We start from the raw sequence: 18,259 nt of genomic DNA, 5'->3' as shown, positions 1-18,259 counted from the left end.
TAAGGAGTGATATGGGTATGGGGCAAGGGGAAAGGGCAAGTTCTTATTTAACTCAAAAAATGGAGATACTTGTTAAAATTTCTGCCAATACCGAAACACAGTGCCGTTTTATCCATAAACGAGAGATGAAAGGCCTGGGGCGCGTTCTTAGAGAAAGAGAGGCGCTGCTTAACGAATTGGCAGCGCTAAACAAAGAATTAGCAAGCGATCCAACCTGGAAATACGTGCCGGCGGCAGCGCCGATGATGCGGGATATCAGCCAAAAGCAGCAGGAACTGCTGGAGCGCAGTAAGCAAGTATTGCAGGAAGCGGTGGCTGAGCATGCTCTTATTGCCACTGAATTAAAAAGCAGCAGGATTAGGCGCCACGTGAAAAATGAATATGTTAATACCTGGACTATGATTTCCCGGAGAAGACTGCTGAATGTAAGAGGATGAGTGATATTCGGTTGATATGCCGGTTCGCTGAATTGTAAATTTGAAGGTTCAAGGGAGAATGATCATGAATAATGCCAATGCTGCCAATGCCTATAAGAGACAGCAGATCATGACAGCATCACCGGAAGAGCTGACGCTGATGCTGTACAATGGAGCAATTCGCTTTGTTACAGAAAGTATTCTGGCGATTGAAAAGAAAGAGATAGAAAAAGCGCATAGAGCGAATATACGGGCGCAGAATATCATGCGAGAATTTATGGTAACGATGGATATGAAACAAGACATTTCTAAAAATTGGCTATTGATTGACGAATATATATTACATTGCTTAATTCAGGGTAACGTGGAAAAAGATAAGTCGCAGCTGGAAGAGGCAAAACGATGGCTGATTGAATTTCGCGACGCCTGGTTCCAGGCTATGAATCAGGTACGCGGGGATAACGCTGTCAGTAAGTAATTTAATAAAATCCGACAACACCAAGATATGATTTTTGACGGCAAGGACGTCCCGGGAGTAATCCTTGGACGTCCCTTGTATTTATTTTTTCAAGCGGATAATTCTTGGAAAAATGAAAGGAGACTGAGTAGTTGCACAACAAAATTCTTGTAAAGCGGGGACTTGAATTTGTGACTACAGGGGATTTGCCGCAAGCGGCAGAAGTATTTCGCCAGGTTCTCGCAGAGAATCCTAATGATGTTGAGTCATACAATTATTTGGGAGCCGTACAATACGGAATGCACTTGTTTGAAAAGGCTGAAAGCTCATTACGCCATGCTCTTAAACTAAATCCTGAAAACCCTGACGCTTTATGCAACTTAGGTGCACTGTTGATCAGTACTCATCGCCTGGAGGAGGCAAAGAATTGTCTTGAATCGGTTATTCGAATGCGTCCCGGTTTTTCCGAAGCTTACAGTAACCTGGGGCTCATCCAGATGCACGAAGGGCTTTTGGCAGAGGCGGAACTTTCTTTTCGTTGTGCTATTGAACGGAAGCCTAATTCGCCGGAAATCTATAATAACTTAGGACTTGTCCAGACAAAAAGGCTTCTTTTAGCCGAAGCCGAGCTTTCTTTCCACCGTGCCATTGAACTGAATCCTAAATTCCCGGATGCTTACAACAATCTGGGCATCGTTCTAAAAGGCATGCGTCGCCTGGAAGAAGCCGCACGATACACGTATCGTGCCATTAAACTAAATCCCAATTTTGCCGAGGCTTATAACAGCTTGGGAACAGTTTTAACGGATATCAACTGCTATGAAGCCGCTGAAGCCTGTTTTTACCATGCTATCAGGATTCAGCCCGATTATCTGGAACCCTATCATAACCTTGGTGTATTATTTACGACTATAAATCGATTAAGTCAGGCAGAGGCTTATTTTTGCCGAGCGCTTAACCTTAACCCAAACTATGTGGAAACGGAGTTTTCTCTGGCAACTTTATATTTACTTCAGGCGCAGTACGAAAAGGGATGGGAAAAATATGATAAGTCAAGGATGATTAAATATAGCCAGGCTCAGCCGGAGGCGCCCCGCTGGAGAGGCGAGAACCTTACCGGGAAAAGAATATTACTCTATTATGAACAGGGATTCGGCGATACACTTTTTTTTGTAAGATATGCTCCGTTAGTCGCAAAAATAGCCGGGAAGACGGTTTTGTGGGTTCAGGAACCGCTGCAGCGGCTGCTAGATTCATCGTTTCCCTTTTTAGCGGTCCATGGAACAACAGACATACCGCCGGGAGAATTTGACTTCTGTTGTCCGTTACCCAGCCTTCCCATGGTTTTTAATACAGCCGCCAAAGACATTCCCCGGACTATTCCCTACATAAAAGTATGCTCTGAAATTGCCGCAAAGTGGGGTAAGGCTGCTGAGGAGCTAAATAGAGCCAGAATTGGCGTGGCTTGGGCTGGTAATCCGAGCCATCATAATGATCGCAACCGTTCTATCCCTATCGATCTATTTGCTGATCTATTTGCTGACGATGAAGTGATATGGGTTAGTCTGCAAGTCGGGGCAAAAGCCCGGGATTTAGTTAAAGTGCCTGGCAAAGTATTCAGCCGTCCCGAAGAGATGCAAGACTTTGCCGAGACCGCAGGCTTGATTACACATCTTGATTTAGTCATAACTGTTGATTCGGCTGTGGCTCATTTAGCAGGGGCTATGGGAAAAAAGACATGGCTTCTTTTGCCGTTTGCCCCCGACTGGCGATGGCAAATGGATCGTGAAGACAGCCCCTGGTATCCAACAATGCGACTATTTCGCCAGCGTAAGGCGGATGATTGGCCGGATGTAATTAATCGGGTCCGAGGGGCATTAAGGGAAGAATATCAGATGAGACGGGATTGAAAAATAGGGCGTGACAGGTATTAACATATCTATTGATTATGTTATAGAAAGCAGGTGCAGGAGATGACGGTAAAAGAATGGATAGCTGCAGGGCTTGAGCATGCGGCAAGCCGTGAATGGCGGCAAGCGGCTTTGTCATTCTGCCAGGCCGTAAAACAGGATCCAGGTTTGGCGGAGGCCTATCAGCTTTTAGGCGAAGTCTTGATATCGCTAAACGATTGGGGTAATGCCCAAGCGTGCTTTTTTAAGGTTCTTGAACTGGATACTGAAATTCCGGCGGCCTATAACTATTTAGGCGTGGTTTTAAAACATAAAAATTTTCTGGCAGAGGCGGAAGCATGCTATCGTAAGGCGATTGAGAAAGATCCGGGTTATGCCGAGGCATTTTATAATCTGGGGAATTGCCTTGCGTTGAGTGATCGCGTTGCTGAAGCGGAGTCTTGTTATCTCCGGGCTTTGGAGCTGCAGAGTAAAAATGGCTTTGGGGGATAGTAATAGAAAAAAGGGGCTGCCGCAAATAGGTTTTACAACCTATGTTGAGACAGCCCCTTTTTAGATTAGAGTATTAGGATTGTAACAGAGTCAATACCTTTTCCGGCTGTGAATTGGCTTTGGACAACATGGCAGTAGCTGCCTGGGTAATAACACTCAGCTTGGTGTAAGTTGCCATTTCTGTTGCCATGTCGGTGTCGCGAATATTGGATTCAGCCGAAGTCAGGTTTTCACTTTCGGTATCCAAATTATCGATATTGCTGGATAGGCTGTTTTCGACAGCGCCTAGATTAGACCGTTCAGCAGCCACTTTCTTAATTGCAGCATCGATGGTAGTGATAGCAGAAGTAGCACTGCTTGCGGTGCTAAGATCAATCCCTGTCGTAGAAGTACTGCCGGCGACTCCCAGGGCGTTGGCGTCCATATCGCTGATGGAAAGCGTCATTGTCTGATCGGAGTTGGCGCCGACCTGGAAGGTCAGGGCATTGCTGGCATCTACGGTAACCTTTGCAGTCGCAACTTTACCACTCGCGCTGGCAGCAACAGCGGCTTTATAATTTGAATAATCTGTATTGATATCACTTGTAGTATTCAGCGCAGTATTGATTTTAGTTGCAGCATTATTTATAGCGGAGCCGACAGCATTGTTATAAGTAACAAGAGCTGCTTGGAGGGTAGTATCACTTGAATTAGCAACCGCTGTATCTAACGCAGACTTCGTTGATACTATCGTCGAAGAATCACCACTAGCAAGAGCAGCCGTATAGTCCGAATAGGCATCCGTGATAGCCGTTTTAGTAGCACCAGTAGCCGTTGTATTAGCAATTGCACTTGCAAAAGTGGACTTAGCAGTAGCAGTAGAAGCAGTAGTAGTAGCAGTAGTTATAGCAGCAGTCACAGCCGATTCATTGGTACCATTATCAGTAGAGCTTTCCGTAGTAGCCGCTGTATTGATAGCTGTGCCGGCAGCAGTATTATAAGTAGTAAGAGCGCTGCTTAAAGTATTATCGCCTAAGGTGGAAATCGCAGAATCTAACGCCGTCTTAGTAGAAACTATCGTCGCAGCAGTCGTAGTACTCGTTCCGCCAGCCGCAAGAGCTGCGGCATACGCAGAATATGCATCAGTAACAGCTGTTTTTGTCGTAGAAGTAGTACCGCTGGTGGCAGCCGTAACCGCAGCTGCTAAACTAGACTGGGGAGACGCAGTCGTACTGGCATCAGACAAAGTCGTCGTAGTGATTGAGCTGTCCGTAGTAGCAGCAACTGCAGCCTGTAAGGTCGTTGTCGTACTCTGTACGGCAGTAGCCGCTGTATTGATAGCTGTACCGGCAGCAGTGTCATAAGCAGCCTTGTCGGCAGTAAGTGTGGGATCATTTAGAGTGGTGATCGCAGAATCTAAAGTAGATTTAGTAGAAACGATACTATCGGCATCCCCACTGGTAAGAGCCGCAGTATATGCCTTATAAGCTTCGCTGACAGCCGTTTTTGCACTAGAGGCCGGGCTGCTACTGGTAGCTGCAGTAGCAGTAGTCACTGCACTCGCAAAATTAGCTTGCGCAGTAGCGCCTGTATAGCTGGTGCCGTTGGCATCGGTATAATCAGTAGTCCCATTCTTAATAGCAGTAGCAAGAGCAGTATTAGCACTTTCATTGGCACTAAGAGCACTGACAGCAGTATTGGCAGCAGTAGTGCCAAGAGCAGAGAGAGCGGTAGTTAAAGTAGCAGCATTACTTGTGACAGTTGTTTTAGCCAGAACTGCATCATCGCCAGTAACTGTGAGGTCGAAAGCCGATAATGTATTGCCGGATGCGGTAGCTGCCGCTCCGTTGATTGTTCCTGCGGCATCGGTGCCGGTAGCCGTAACACTGGTGTCCGTCGTGCTTGTCGTTGCATTAAATAGGCCTGTCAATGTGGCATTGTCAGCTTTTAAGGTAATGGACGAAGAACTGCTGTAGGTACTATCCGTTAATTTAATGTATTCATTCGAAGTATCCGTAGTATCCAGCGTGGCAGTTACACCGGTCGTTGTTGTTTGGGCATTGATTTTATCCAGAACGCCCTGGATGGTGTCGCCGGACGCGATCGTTATCGTTGTTCCGTTAATGGAAATATCACCGGCAAAAGAAGTTGCCGAAGCAGTAGCAGCCGTAATACCGGTAGAGGAGGTGCTAAGACCCGTAGTTGCCTGGGTTGCAACAGCGGTATAGTTTACCGTGTAAGTGCCTGATGCGGTATTATTGCCGGCAGTCGTCAGCGTAGTATCAATGGCAGATGCATTGGTACCGGATACGGCGGTAGAAGAACCGCTGTCGCCGTTGAGTAATTTCTTGGTGTTATATTCCGTGTCATTTGAGATACGGTCGAGTTCCTGCCGCAGCTCGTTGGTTTCATCCTGGACGGAAGTTCTGTCATCGTCAGTCAAAGTATCAGACGATGCCTCCACAGCCAATTCCCGCATGCGTTTTAAAATGGTTGTGGTTTCGTCGAGGGCGCCGTCTGCTGTCTGGGCTAAAGATGTGGCATCTTGCGAGTTGCTGCTCGCCTGGTCGAGGCCTTGGATTTGCGCCCGCATTTTTTCGGAGATGGCCAAACCTGCCGAATTGTCGGACGCACTATTGATGGAATACCCGGATGATAGTTTTTGCAGGGATGAATTCATAAGCGAAGTGTTTTTGTTTAATTGATTGGTGGTGTTTAAAGCGGATAAGTTTGTACTAATTACCAGTGACATAATTATTCCTCCTTGAATTTGATTAAAATTTAGCTTCCGTGCACCATTTTTGCGTTAGACTTTTTGCTGGAAAGAGCGACTCGCTAACGCGACATCAATTACCTAAATAAATGCTCCCCCCTTGCATTTTTGGGGGAAGTACCTCCTTTCTTATTTTCTAATAAAATTATCGTAACGAATTATTAATAATTCGTTTAGTAATTTACAAAAACGTTTCATTATTGTCGATTTTTATAAAAAAAATAGTGTAAAAAAAAGTTAAACGTAAATTAAATAAAATACAAATGATAAAATAAATAAAAAATAAATAATAATATGATAATACATATATATAGGAATGTCCAAGGAAGGAACTTTCCACAGGGATGTGATCTTGAAGGATACTTAAAATGAAATTGCTACTGGTAGATGATGAGAATAAATTAGTTGAAGCACTATCGCATTTGTTAAAAAAGAATGGCTTTGTGGTAGATGCTGCTTTGGATGGCAAAATAGGCATGGACATGGCTTGTACTGGGAACTATGACGTTATTATTTTGGATCGCATGCTGCCCTATATGAATGGTATTTTGCTGCTGAAAGAATTTCGCCGACTGGGATATACTACTCCCGTGCTTTTTCTAACGGCTAAAGATACCCCCGAAGCTCGGGCGGAAGGCTTGAATGCCGGGGCGGATGATTATTTGGTCAAGCCATTTTTTACTGTGGAGTTAGTAGCAAGATTGTACGCACTAGCCCGGCGGAAAAATAAAGATATCGTGGATACGATCTTAACTTTTAACGATATTATTTTTGATCCCCAGCGGGCTCAAGTGACTCAAAACGGCAGGATAATTCATTTAACATTGAAAGAATCACAGCTGTTAGAATTATTAATACGCAACTGTGGACAAGTAATTACCAAGCAACGGATTATAGAAACGGTATGGGGTTATAATTCCGATGCGTTAGAAAGTACAATCAATATATATATTCATTACTTGCGCAAAAAGATTAACTTATCTAAATTGAAGACGGTACGGGGAATTGGCTATTATTTACAGAAGGATAATAGCTCCACATGTGTAAACAGCGGGAGTGTAGCGCGAACGGTGTAAATGGAATGCGACAGAGAATTTTAATGAAAAAGAGCTGCCCCAAACAGGCGTTAAAACCTGCTTGAGACAGCTCTTTTTGGTTATTCTCCTTGGATACTCCTTAAGCTGCTTTCGTATACTTCCCCGCGAACAATATTTATACATTTCGGTGCATTTATTGCCAGCCTTAGATGTTTATCGTCACCTTTGACGACCTTAACCATGATGTCTTTGCCGATCATAACGTAGTTGCCAGGTTTTATTCCTAATGTCAGCATAATGCTTTTTCACCTCTTTATTACATATTTCTAGTTATTATCTCATTAAATTATTTAGTTTTACTTAAATTATGCATGCTGATTTTCAACGTATCTTTTGCGGGATAATGGTGCATACTTTTTAGCATTAGATTGCACAATATTAACAGCATACGAAGAATATTCTTGAGGAATAGAGGTGATAGGGTGAAACGCAAACGCTATATTATTGAGATGGGTATGGGTGCCGATTTACATGGCGGCAATGTTACAAAAGCGGCGCAAAGAGCAGTGAAGGACGCCATGTCGCGAAGTTGTCTGTGCGGGCTGTTTGACATTATTGGAATTCAGGATCCTAACCAGATGCAGGTTGAGGTGAAAATCGGCTGTCCCCAGCCGGAGAAAGTTAATGTTGATGAAGTCAGAGGTATTGTGCCGTTTGGCACGGTGACAGTAGAAACTGTATTAGGAGGAGTTGAGGTTAAGGGATTGCATCTGCCGGCACTCGGGGAGGGTGATGACATTGTTGCAGCTGTTGCGGCACTGACTGTCTATATTGATGTGCCGTGAAAAAAGGACAGGCCCAAGGAACGTATGTGGTCAATATTAAAAAGCGGGAGGAAGATCATGGAACTTAATAAGGAAAAGCTACTTGGGTTTTATGAAACCATGCTGACTATAAGGGCGTTTGAAAGTAAAGCTATGGAGTTGTTTGCTGATAACAAACTGCCGGGGTTCGTCCATCTGTATCTTGGCGAGGAAGCCGTTGCTACCGGCGTTTGCGGTAGTTTAGAAACTAAAGACTATATAACCAGTACACACCGTGGCCATGGGCATTTGATTGCCAAAGGCGGTAATGTTGATCTAATGATGGCTGAATTATCCGGCAAAGCCACCGGTTATTGCAAGGGGAAAGGCGGTTCCATGCACATTGCTGATATTGAGCTGGGAATTTTAGGAGCCAACGGTATTGTTGGCGCCGGACAGCCTATTGCCGCCGGGGCTGCCTTTGCCTGTAAATATAAGAAAAACGATGCGGTCACGGTTTGCTTTTTCGGTGATGGAGCTTCAAACCGCGGTACTTTTCATGAAGCCTTGAATATGGCTTCAATCTGGAAGCTGCCGCTGGTTTTTATTTGTGAAAATAATATGTATGGTATTTCAAACTATCAGCGGGACCATATGCGGGTAACGGATGTTTCCGACCGTGCCGCCGCTTATGGGATACCCGGTATGACTGTTGACGGCAATGATGTGGTGGCAGTTTATGAGGCAGCCGCTGCGGCTGTTGAACGGGCAAGAAAAGGCGACGGTCCTAGTTTGATTGAGTGTAAAACCTGGCGGTGGCGCGGCCATTTTGAGGGCGATCCAGGTGCCTATAAAAATCCGGCTGAACAGGAAGCCTGGATTAAGAAAGATCCCATACCGAGATTAGAGCAAAAACTGGTTGAGCTTAACTATTCTCAGGATATAGCAGAAATTAAGGCAAAGGTTGAAGCAAAAATAGCAGCAGCCATTAAGTTTGCGCAAGAAAGTCCAAATCCGAATCCCGAAGACGTTTTAAAAGATGTTTATGCAGGTTAAATAATCAGGAGAGGGTGATCCGATGATGGAAATGACATATGCCGAGGCCATTCGCGACGGAATGCGCAATGAGATGAAAAGAAATCCTAACGTATTTATTTGGGGCGAAGATGTGGGCAAATTTGGCGGCTGCTTTGGAGTAACGGGCGGATTGGTCACGGAGTTTCCCGACAGAGTAATAGATACGCCGATTAGTGAGACTGCTATTGTGGGGGCTGCTGTGGGTGCGGCCGCAGCCGGTTTGCGTCCGATTGCCGAAATCATGTTTGTTGACTTTATGGGTGTTTGCATGGATGAGCTGTTCAATCAGGCTGCAAAAATGCGATACATGTTTGGCGGTAAAGCTACGATACCCATGGTATTACGTACTCCTTGCGGCGCGGGTATGGGGGCTGCCGCGCAGCATTCCCAGTCGATGGAGGCTTGGTTTACTCATATTCCCGGAATCAAAACAGTTATGCCGTCTACCCCGGCAGATGCTAAAGGCTTGATGGCGGCTGCTGTTCGCGATGATAATCCGGTTGTGTACATTGAGCACAAACAGCTGCTTGGTTTTAAGGGGGAAGTGCCCGAAGGTGAGTATACAGTTCCGCTGGGGAAGGCCGACATAAAGCAAGCAGGCTCTGACGTTACGATTGTGGCGTGGTCCTGGATGGTTCATAAGGCACTGGCGGCAGCCGAAGCTCTTGCCCAGGAAGGTATAGCCGCCGAAGTGCTTGATCCGCGTACACTTATACCCCTTGATACGGAGAGTATCTTAAAGTCTGTGGCTAAAACCGGGAAATTGGTGATTGTCCATGAGGCGGTTAAGACGGGCGGATTTGGGGGAGAAATTGCAGCGATTGTTGCGGAAGAGGGACTTGATCTTTTGGATGGGCCGATTAAACGGGTGGCTATGCCGTTTACACCAATTCCCTTTAGTCCGGTATTGGAAAATAGCGTTATTCCGAGCGAAGAAAAGATTATAGACGCGGTAAAAAGTTTGTTTTAACTAACGATAAAGGCGGGAAACGGGAAGCATGGGACATGTTGGTATCATCGCTAATCCGGCATCAGGTAAAGATATCCGGCGGCTGGTGGCCTATGGAACTGTTGTTGACAACCTTGAAAAAGTTAATATTGTTCGACGGCTTATTTTAAGTTTGGCTGCAACCGGGGTGACGAAGGTAACATATATGCCGGAGTATTATGGGATTATTGCCGGTGCGCTGGCAAACATCTGCAGCCGGCACAGCCCTGATATGGAATTCGCTGCCGCCGATATTTGTGTTACAGGGACACAAGTGGATAGCTGTAATGCCGCCGAAGCTATGGCCAACAGCGGGGTTGACTGCATAATAACGCTGGGTGGTGATGGAACCAACCGATTAGTGGCAAAAGGCTGCCGGGATGTACCCATTCTTCCTATTTCCACAGGAACCAATAATGTTTTTCCTAATTTAATTGAAGGGACAATTGCCGGTATGGCGGCGGCAGTAATCGCCGAGGGAATTGTAGCAGGAGAGCCGGCGATAAAGCCAAGCAAGAAATTAGTTATCTATAAAAATGGTCAGCCGCTAGATTGCGCTATTGTTGATGCAGTTATTCTTAAGGATTCCTTTATTGGCTCGCGCGCGGTTTGGGATGTTGCCAAGATAAGGCGAATTTTAGTAACGCGCGGCGAGCCGCATAATATAGGAATATCCTCAATTCCAGGCAATTTGGTGCCAGTCGGCCCCGGTGAGGCCAGAGGTGCTGATATTGAGATCGGAGCGGGCAATTTGCAAATACGCGCCCCGATTGCGCCGGGATTAATTGAATGTGTACCTGTTCAAAAATATAGGTATATCGGAATTGGCGAAGTTGTTGAATTGAGTGAAGCCTGTGTGATTGCCTTAGACGGCGAGCGGGAAATTGAAGTTCGTCCGGACGAGAAAGTGCAGATAAAATTGACTTTTGACGGTCCCAGGGTGATCGACGCCGCTGCTGCACTTACAGCAGCGGTTGCACGAGGCTACAACATAAAAGGCAATTGATATTACAGTCAAGAGGAGGACAATGATGGCGACAGCAGTTAATATGCCAAAACTAGGTTTGTCAATGAAGGAAGGCATTGTGGGGAAATGGCTGAAAAATGAGGGCGACAGCGTTAAAAAGGGCGAAGATCTGCTTGAAGTCATGACCGACAAAATTTCTAATAAAATCGAGGCTCCGGTCGAGGGGACGCTGCTTAAGATTATTGCGAATAAAAAAGCTAAATTGCCGGTCGGCGGGCTCTTAGGCATTATTGGCAGTGCCGGTGAAGATATTAGCCAGATCATTGCGGCTAATAATACGGTAAAAACAACTCCGGCAGCGGCTAAAACAGCGGCAGGCAAAGTGGCAATGGCCGCATCAGCTGCTGTACCAGGCGCAAAAGTTAAAATTTCACCGGCAGCGCGTGCGCTGGCTGAAGCAAACGAAATTGACTATAGTCAGCTTGCCGGCTCAGGACCTGAGGGGAGAATTGTCAAGGAAGATATTGAACAGGCGATAACTGAAAAGAGTGCCGCTAAGGATAGTCGTGCAACGATTGAAGTGCTTCCTTATGAAGGGATGCGCCAAGTAATTGGCGAGAATATGGCCAACAGCTGGAAGACGGCACCTAAAGTCACGCATCATGTGGGGGTTGATTTAACCGCCATACAGACTTTGCGCGCTACAATTAACGCCGATGTCAAAGAAACCGAAAAAATCTCGGTGACTGATATAGTGGTTAAAGCGGCTGCCAGAGCCCTGGAAGTTCATCCCAAGATTAACGCTACATTAAATGGTGATGAAATATTGATATTGCAGGACATCAATATTGGGGTTGCCATTGCTATTCCGGACGGCCTGGTCGTCCCGGTCGTGAAGAACGCCAATAAGAAGAGCTTAGCCGAGGTAAGTAAAGAGATTAAGAATTTTGCCAAATCGGCGCGGAGAAATAAGCTTGACCCGGTAGAAATGACAGGGGGCAGTTTTACCGTAACAAATTTGGGAGGCTATGGATCGGTTGATTATTTCACACCGATTATCAATCAACCTGAGTCAGCTATTTTAGGTGTTGGCCGGACAGTGAGGAAACCCGTTGCAGTCGCTGATCAGATTGTTATCAGACCTATTATGGGGCTTTCGCTTTCTTTTGACCATAGAGTTATCGACGGGGCTCCGGCGGCTGAGTTTTTGGCGCTGCTTATTAAACTGATAGAACAACCGCATAAAATTTTCATTTAACTATAGGCTGCGTGTTCAATAAAATCAAAAGGCAGGGGATATAAATGGCAGGAGACAGCATGGAGTTAATGAGTGAGCTGCAAGAGGGAATGAGCCTATTACAAGAGGAAAGTCCTGAACTTATGGCCGCATTTGTCCACATGGATCAGGCGGCCTATGTGGAAGGGGAACTGGAACGCAAATATAAGGAACTGATCGGCGTCGGCATTGCTCTTGCCGTACGCTGCGAGTACTGTATGAATATTCATGTAAAAAATGCCTTAGCAGAAGGAGCCAGCCGGGAAGAGGTTTTGGAAGCGGCAGCGGTAGCAGTAGCTTTTGGCGGGTCGCCGTCGATGGCTTATTTGTCTACGAAAATTGTGAAAGCGCTTGACGCTTTCGAATAGCGCCGACGACAATGGTACCCGCAGAGACAGACTATTCTAATGTCGTAAGGAAGGAGGAAATGCATGGATGCGCAAACAGTTGAACAATTAAAGAATACCTTTGGCGACCGCGCCACGACTGAAGAATTCGAACTCAGTTTTTATCAGCGGGATTTAGCGCCTATTCCCGGTTTTTTAGCCAAGCCTCTGGCGGATACACAGCCAGATATTATTATTAGGCCGCAAAGCGTCGAAGAAGTCGCCTGGGTCGTTAAACTAGCCAATGAACGGGGCATAGCAATAACAACACGCGCCGGAGGATCGACTGTTTATTTTAATGCTGTTTGTACACGCAAGGGCATTATCCTTGACATGAATGGCATAAACAGCCTGGCAGCTGTCGATGCAAATAATAAAGTTGTCCGGGTTGGGGCAGGTATGCCTTGGTGGAAATTGGAACGGCAGCTTAACCGGCTGGGGCTGGCCGCCTGCTCGTATCCAAGCAGTGCACAATCGGCTACTATTGGCGGCTGGCTGGTTATGATGGGGTATGGAATAGGCAGTTTAAAATACGGTTCGGTAAGGGAGCAAGTCATTTCGGCTCAGGTGGTGCTGCCTGACGGCAGTGTCAGGCAACTGGATGAAAGCAGCGATCCTCCGGTATCCTGGCTTGCGGCTTCTGAGGGAACATTAGGTATTGTCACCGAAGTTGAACTTAAAGTACGTCCTTATCCGGAAACACAATGGCATGGCTTGGCCGCATTCCAGAATGCCGAACAAATGCAGGACTTTATTGAAGCGGCGGCAGCATTGCACAGTAAGCCCTTTAATTTACACTTTAGCGATCCGGGATGCAATTCACTTAGACAGCGTCTGGAGTTGGCAAGTCCGCACACGGGGAAAGTATATACGGTTGCCTTTGATGATGATGGCTCAAAAGCCGAAACGGACGAAGCAGGCTTAGCATATAAGCGTTGTCTGCAGGCGGCGAAAGGCAGGGATTTGGGGTCGGCAGAAGCTGAGCAGGAATGGCAGCACCGGTTTTATTCTTTAGTTTTAAAGCGGGAGGGTCCCTCTTTATTAGGGGCGGAAATTCTGCTGCCAATTAATAACCTGACAGACTATTTGTCAAAGACAGCTGCTTTTGGCAGTAAACAGCGAATGGATTTCAAAAGTTACGGCCATATTGTATCCGAGAAAAATGTAATGATTATGACAATGTTTAAGGCGGATGAACGGGATACCATTGAATATTTGCAAGGATTGGCCCTGGTAAAAAAGCTGCATGATATTGGGGCAAAGTTCGGCGGTATGCCGTACGGCATTGGCCTTTGGAACACCCCCTATTTGAACCGATGCCAAACAGCAAAAGAACTTGACGAGTTAAAACGGCGCAAGCAGCTGCTTGATCCTAAGAATATTATGAATCCCGGGAAAAGATATGGGGCGCCTTTGCTGCTCAAACCGGCATTTTTTAAGGCGGGAATGGATTTGCTGGCTGCCAGCCGCTGCGTATATAGGGGAAAAGCGGGGAGGAATCAGTTATGAGTTCGCGCAGTTTTTATAAGGATCTAATAAATGAATCCCTTATCTGCGGACGGTGCGGCAATTGCCGGACTGATTGTCCGGTATACCGGGAAATTGGCTGGGAATCAGCAACGCCCCGCGCTAAGATTTCGCTGGCACGCGAATTGTTTGCCAGAAAAAGCCATGATAAGATTAGTCCGGAATATGCCAAGCGAATTACCCAATGTACCATGTGCGGCGCCTGCACTCGTTCTTGTGCCGCCAGAATCGATCTCCAATCCCTATGGAAGGATTTGCGGGCAAAACTAGTCGCCGAGGGCAAGGCGCCGGAAGCGTATAATGCCATCGCGGCAAATTTGCAGCGGAAGCGGAATATTTCTAATTTTGCTAATGAGAGCAGACTTGACTGGGCTGAAGATTTAGATGAAGTGCCGGATTACCTTGATCAGGAACAAGGGGCGGAAATCGTTTATTTTGTCGGCTGCGTATCCTCATTTTTCCCGCGTGCCGCCCAAGTACCTGTTGCTATGGTGCAATTATTAGCAAAAGCAGGAGTTAGTTTCACTACATTGGGCGGGGAAGAATGGTGCTGCGGTTTTCCCTTGCTGGCTGGCGGGCATGAGCCGGAGATTGCTGAATATGTCCGGCATAATGTGGAAAAGGTGCGGGATTTGGGTGCCAAGACCATGGTTACGGGGTGCGCATCCTGCTACCATGTCTGGAGCCACGTATATTCAGCAATTTTAAAGGAGGATCTCGGCTTCCGGCTGGTTCACGCAACGGAATTGCTGGCAGAACTGATCCAACAGGGAAAACTAGTTCCTAACGAGTTAAACGAAACAGTAACCTATCACGATCCTTGCGACTTGGGACGTAATAGCGGGGTCATTGATCCACCGCGGTATATTATTAATAGTATCCCCGGAATTAAGCTGGTTGAGATGGCGACTCACGGAGAAGAGTCCACCTGCTGTGGCGGCGGGGGGAATTTGCAGGGGGCCGATCAGAGTCTGGCAGACGCCATTGCCCGGAAACGGATAAAAGAGGCTGAGGCAACTGGTGCGTCGATTGTCGTGTCTGCTTGTCAGCAATGTGAACAAATGCTGGAAAAAGCAGCCCGGACGGAGAAATTGCCATTACAGGTGATGGATGTAGCTGAATTATTGTTAATGGCGATGGAGGAATAGGCCGCGCCGAAAGGACTGAAAGCGTGGAAAGTATGGGGACGTACATTTTGCTTCTTTGATTGGCTCATTAAAGAAGGCAGATGCGTAAATTCAGGATGTGCTAAGAATGGTACAGGCGAGAGCGTAGACGCAATTACCGGTTTGGATAGTCAGCTTTGGCGGAAAATGTATAAACATTCTTCGAATCGGTCTCTGTAATCCTTTTCGTCACATAATGTGTCAAAAAGGGAATAAATAAACGCCAGCCAATTTTCCAATGATAAAATTTGGAAAATTGGCTGGCGTTTATTTGTGATATTTGAGCAATAAAAGGAAAATCAAAGGCAATGTAAAATTAATGTAATATATAGTCGGTTTTCTGGACCACAGATATGGCTGGGAACAAAACCACAGAATTAATAATCTAAGCCAGCGGTTTTTGGAGGTACTACCATGGTTAATGATGCTAAAATATTATACACACGTAAGCGTCTTAGCAAAGTATTACCTAAAATATGGAAATATCCACTGACGTTAGTGAAAGCGCCGGTATGCTATGGTAAAACAACTGCCATTGCGGAGTACTCGCAAAAATGTAAAGCTAACGTGCTTTGGCAAACAGTGTATGACTCTTCCGTGACCAGTTTTTGGAATGGCTTCAGCCGTTTGTTTGAGAACCTCGACCCAATATGCGCCAAATGTCTTAGTCAGCTTGGTGTTTCAGATAAGACCGTATTCATCGAACAGGCAGTTGAACTGCTTGGCAGCGTTACGTTTCCGCAGAAAACGCTCCTTGTGCTTGATGACTATAATTTGCTGCTTTCTGATGTTATCGACCGATTTTTCGAGCGGCTGGCAAAAGCGGAAATCTCGGGACTGCATATTGTGATTGTATCCCGGCGTGTTTTCGGCAAAAATACGACTGAATTGTCGATCAAGGGTTATTGCTTGGTTCTCGATAAAAGCTATTTTGAGCTTACATACAGGGAGGTTGTTGAGTATTGCCGAATGTGCGGCGTCAGGCTGAATGCCAAAGAAGCCGCTTTGCTTCATTCGTATACCGAAGGCTGGATTACCGCCGTCTATCTCTGTATTCTCGGTTATCGGCGGTATGGGCGGATCGATCGGTATTTTGCCAGCCTGGACGAATTGATCGACATGGTGGTTTATCAGCCTTGTTCGGCGGAAATGAAAGAATTTCTGATCATGATAAGTATTTTCACCGACTTTTCACTGCCGCAGGCTGAGTACATGTGGCGAAAGGGAAATGCGGCGCACTTATTGGTGCGGCTTACAGCCGAAAACGCTTTTATTACTTTTGATTATGATAGCCGTACATACTGCATGCATAATATTCTGACGGGTTTTCTGCGGCAGCTCTTTGACCGGCAGGATTTAGACAGGCGCCGCGCTTGCTGGAGGAGGGCGGGCGAATGGTATTCGCACATTGGCGATTACAGCCGCGCCATGGATTGTTTTTACCAAGGTGCCGATTTTGATCAACTGCTGATTGCGTTTGAAGCTGCCAGGGGTACAGCGTTTGCCGGACAAATGAAAGAAGCGCGGAACAAATATTTTCAGGAATGTCCGGCTGAGATAAAAAAAAGGCATCCGCTGGCTGCTGTTATATATGCGTATAGCTTGTTTCTTACCAAAGAGCTGGAATTGTTGACCCGGCAGCTGGAGGAATTGGCGGGCTTTATCAAAGGAATGCCCGGGATAGACGATCAGGCCGGGGTGAACCTTAGGGGCGAATTTGAGGCTTTGAAGGGCGTTACTGCGTATAATGACATTAACGCTATGACCGAGCATTTTAAAGCGGCCGGGGAACTGCTGCACGGACCGTCTATATTTCTTGATCCGCAAACTTCGTGGACCTTTGGCTCGCCCTCAGTGTTATACTTGTATTACCGTGAGAGCGGGCAACTGGAGACGTTAGTCAAGACTGTCACAGAAGAAATTCCCAATTATTACTATATTACCAGCGGCCACGGTTCGGGGGCAGAATATGTCATGGCGGCTGAGCGGTATTATTATATTGGTGATTTTGACAACGCGGAAATTGTTGCTCATAAAGCTTTACATATTGCTCAATCTAAAGAACAAATTTCAATCATTTTGTGCGCAAAGTTTGTTATGATACGGCTGGCGCTTGTCAGAGGAGAATTTGCCGCTGTGCGGGACAGTTTGCGGCGGATGCGGGAAGAAATAAAGAAACAGCCGTCCTATATGCATATTTATATTTACACTCTGGATATGTGTGAAAGCTTTATTTTCTCCTGCTTGAAACAGGCAGATAAAATTCCCGCCTGGATTTATCGGGGCGATATGCCGGATATCATTTATGCGCCTATTCATGCATTTTTAAATATTCTCTGGGGGAAAGCGCTGTTAATTAGCAGCCAATATCATAAATTAACCGGTGTTGCCGATCAAATGCTCGATTCAGCCGCCGTTTACCCCAATTTGCTGGCGAAGGTATATATCTATATCTTCGCTGCCGGTGCCCGGGAGAAACTTGGGCGCCGCCAGGAGGCACGGGCTATGCTGCAGGAAGCGCTGAATATTGCGGTTCCTGATCATGTTGTTATGCCGTTTGTGGAAAATAGCGAGTATATTGCTGATTTGCTGATCGATTTGACGACAACCGGTCATTATCGGGATTTTATTGGCAGGGTCTGCAGCATGTTTCCGGCAATAGCCGCCAAATGGCAGGCGGTTTCGACCGGGTTGGACAGTGCTGGCGGAGAGCGGCTGCTTACTGAACGGGAAAAGGTAATTGTAGAACTTGTTGCGGAAGGAATGTCCAATGAGGCTATTGGAGAAACTTTGCGGATAGCTAAGGACACTGTAAAGAAAGCGCTGCACAATATTTTTATAAAATTAGGTGTTAACAATCGAACGGAACTGACAAAAGTGTTTTTTGAGCAAAAAATTAAATGAAAATTAAATAAAAGTACCTTTTTGGGTAGTATTTTTTAAATTCAACTTACTTTATAATTAAAGTGAATTGGATTTTTTACTATTTTTGGTATTTGTGCAAA

The 18,259-nt window shown here is 46.1% G+C and carries 15 protein-coding genes; 14 read left to right on the top strand and 1 reads right to left on the bottom strand.

Going from position 1 to position 18,259, the window contains the following annotated elements; genetic code table 11:
* Positions 1 to 17 precede the first annotated feature (17 nt).
* From ABFC84_03010 to ABFC84_02995, 4 genes are all read left to right on the top strand, one after another.
* Positions 18 to 437, top strand: a complete 420-nt coding sequence (locus tag ABFC84_03010) for a hypothetical protein (protein ID MEN6411719.1) — start codon at positions 18 to 20, stop codon at positions 435 to 437.
* A gap of 64 nt (positions 438 to 501) precedes the next feature.
* A complete protein-coding gene (gene fliS, locus ABFC84_03005) occupies positions 502 to 894 on the top strand; it encodes a flagellar export chaperone FliS (protein MEN6411718.1) in 393 nt (130 codons plus the stop codon).
* A 131-nt stretch (positions 895 to 1,025) separates the two neighbouring features.
* Positions 1,026 to 2,783 (top strand): tetratricopeptide repeat protein, encoded by a 1,758-nt coding sequence (locus ABFC84_03000; protein ID MEN6411717.1) that lies wholly within the window; start codon positions 1,026 to 1,028, stop codon positions 2,781 to 2,783.
* Between the two features lie 63 nt (positions 2,784 to 2,846).
* Complete coding sequence (locus ABFC84_02995) at positions 2,847 to 3,275, top strand: tetratricopeptide repeat protein (protein MEN6411716.1); 429 nt, start codon at positions 2,847 to 2,849, stop codon at positions 3,273 to 3,275.
* Between the two features lie 73 nt (positions 3,276 to 3,348).
* Here ABFC84_02995 and ABFC84_02990 read toward each other — a convergent pair whose 3' ends face one another.
* The gene (locus tag ABFC84_02990) at positions 3,349 to 6,006 is read right to left on the bottom strand and encodes a flagellin (protein MEN6411715.1); all 2,658 of its coding nucleotides are present in this window, start codon (positions 6,004 to 6,006) and stop codon (positions 3,349 to 3,351) included.
* A 389-nt stretch (positions 6,007 to 6,395) separates the two neighbouring features.
* On the opposite strand from ABFC84_02990, the gene ABFC84_02985 reads away from it, so the two are divergent.
* The 10 genes from ABFC84_02985 to ABFC84_02940 all read left to right on the top strand — a co-directional run bounded on the left by ABFC84_02985 (position 6,396) and on the right by ABFC84_02940 (position 18,158).
* Complete coding sequence (locus ABFC84_02985) at positions 6,396 to 7,103, top strand: response regulator transcription factor (GenBank protein MEN6411714.1); 708 nt, start codon at positions 6,396 to 6,398, stop codon at positions 7,101 to 7,103.
* A gap of 443 nt (positions 7,104 to 7,546) precedes the next feature.
* The gene (locus tag ABFC84_02980) at positions 7,547 to 7,909 is read left to right on the top strand and encodes a Lin0512 family protein (GenBank protein ID MEN6411713.1); all 363 of its coding nucleotides are present in this window, start codon (positions 7,547 to 7,549) and stop codon (positions 7,907 to 7,909) included.
* 57 nt (positions 7,910 to 7,966) lie between these two features.
* The gene (locus tag ABFC84_02975) at positions 7,967 to 8,923 is read left to right on the top strand and encodes a thiamine pyrophosphate-dependent dehydrogenase E1 component subunit alpha (GenBank protein MEN6411712.1); all 957 of its coding nucleotides are present in this window, start codon (positions 7,967 to 7,969) and stop codon (positions 8,921 to 8,923) included.
* Positions 8,924 to 8,948: 25 nt separating this feature from the next.
* On the top strand, positions 8,949 to 9,914 hold the full coding sequence (locus ABFC84_02970) for an alpha-ketoacid dehydrogenase subunit beta (protein MEN6411711.1): 966 nt from the start codon (positions 8,949 to 8,951) through the stop codon (positions 9,912 to 9,914).
* Between the two features lie 28 nt (positions 9,915 to 9,942).
* Entirely contained in the window at positions 9,943 to 10,938 is a 996-nt protein-coding gene (locus ABFC84_02965; protein ID MEN6411710.1) for an NAD(+)/NADH kinase, read from the top strand.
* A 25-nt stretch (positions 10,939 to 10,963) separates the two neighbouring features.
* A complete protein-coding gene (locus ABFC84_02960; protein ID MEN6411709.1) occupies positions 10,964 to 12,157 on the top strand; it encodes a dihydrolipoamide acetyltransferase family protein in 1,194 nt (397 codons plus the stop codon).
* A gap of 44 nt (positions 12,158 to 12,201) precedes the next feature.
* Positions 12,202 to 12,543: a carboxymuconolactone decarboxylase family protein gene (locus tag ABFC84_02955; GenBank protein MEN6411708.1), complete on the top strand. Its 342-nt coding sequence runs from the start codon at positions 12,202 to 12,204 to the stop codon at positions 12,541 to 12,543.
* A gap of 63 nt (positions 12,544 to 12,606) precedes the next feature.
* Entirely contained in the window at positions 12,607 to 14,070 is a 1,464-nt protein-coding gene (locus ABFC84_02950; protein MEN6411707.1) for an FAD-binding oxidoreductase, read from the top strand.
* The gene (locus ABFC84_02945; protein ID MEN6411706.1) at positions 14,067 to 15,236 is read left to right on the top strand and encodes a (Fe-S)-binding protein; all 1,170 of its coding nucleotides are present in this window, start codon (positions 14,067 to 14,069) and stop codon (positions 15,234 to 15,236) included. Before ABFC84_02950 ends, ABFC84_02945 begins: the two co-directional genes overlap by 4 nt.
* Positions 15,237 to 15,668: 432 nt before the next feature.
* Positions 15,669 to 18,158, top strand: coding sequence for a LuxR C-terminal-related transcriptional regulator (locus tag ABFC84_02940; GenBank protein MEN6411705.1), 2,490 nt, complete (start codon positions 15,669 to 15,671; stop codon positions 18,156 to 18,158).
* Positions 18,159 to 18,259 lie beyond the last annotated feature (101 nt).

The organism is Veillonellales bacterium, assembly GCA_039680175.1.
GTDB lineage: Bacteria > Bacillota > Negativicutes > JAAYSF01 > JAAYSF01 > JBDKTO01.
This window is presented reverse-complemented; position numbering and strand designations above follow the sequence as displayed.

Bases quoted from the DNA above. Each gene is read 5' to 3' on its own strand.
- ABFC84_02970 (MEN6411711.1), top strand. From the start codon at position 8,949: ATGGAAATGACATATGCCGAGGCCATTCGCGACGGAATGCGCAATGAG.
- fliS (MEN6411718.1), top strand. From the start codon at position 502: ATGAATAATGCCAATGCTGCCAATGCCTATAAGAGACAGCAGATCATG.
- ABFC84_02985 (MEN6411714.1), top strand. From the start codon at position 6,396: ATGAAATTGCTACTGGTAGATGATGAGAATAAATTAGTTGAAGCACTA.
- ABFC84_02955 (MEN6411708.1), top strand. From the start codon at position 12,202: ATGGCAGGAGACAGCATGGAGTTAATGAGTGAGCTGCAAGAGGGAATG.
- ABFC84_02975 (MEN6411712.1), top strand. From the start codon at position 7,967: ATGGAACTTAATAAGGAAAAGCTACTTGGGTTTTATGAAACCATGCTG.
- ABFC84_03010 (MEN6411719.1), top strand. From the start codon at position 18: ATGGGGCAAGGGGAAAGGGCAAGTTCTTATTTAACTCAAAAAATGGAG.
- ABFC84_02965 (MEN6411710.1), top strand. From the start codon at position 9,943: ATGGGACATGTTGGTATCATCGCTAATCCGGCATCAGGTAAAGATATC.
- ABFC84_02990 (MEN6411715.1), bottom strand. From the start codon at position 6,006: ATGTCACTGGTAATTAGTACAAACTTATCCGCTTTAAACACCACCAAT.
- ABFC84_02940 (MEN6411705.1), top strand. From the start codon at position 15,669: ATGGTTAATGATGCTAAAATATTATACACACGTAAGCGTCTTAGCAAA.
- ABFC84_02960 (MEN6411709.1), top strand. From the start codon at position 10,964: ATGGCGACAGCAGTTAATATGCCAAAACTAGGTTTGTCAATGAAGGAA.
- ABFC84_02950 (MEN6411707.1), top strand. From the start codon at position 12,607: ATGGATGCGCAAACAGTTGAACAATTAAAGAATACCTTTGGCGACCGC.
- ABFC84_02945 (MEN6411706.1), top strand. From the start codon at position 14,067: ATGAGTTCGCGCAGTTTTTATAAGGATCTAATAAATGAATCCCTTATC.
- ABFC84_02995 (MEN6411716.1), top strand. From the start codon at position 2,847: ATGACGGTAAAAGAATGGATAGCTGCAGGGCTTGAGCATGCGGCAAGC.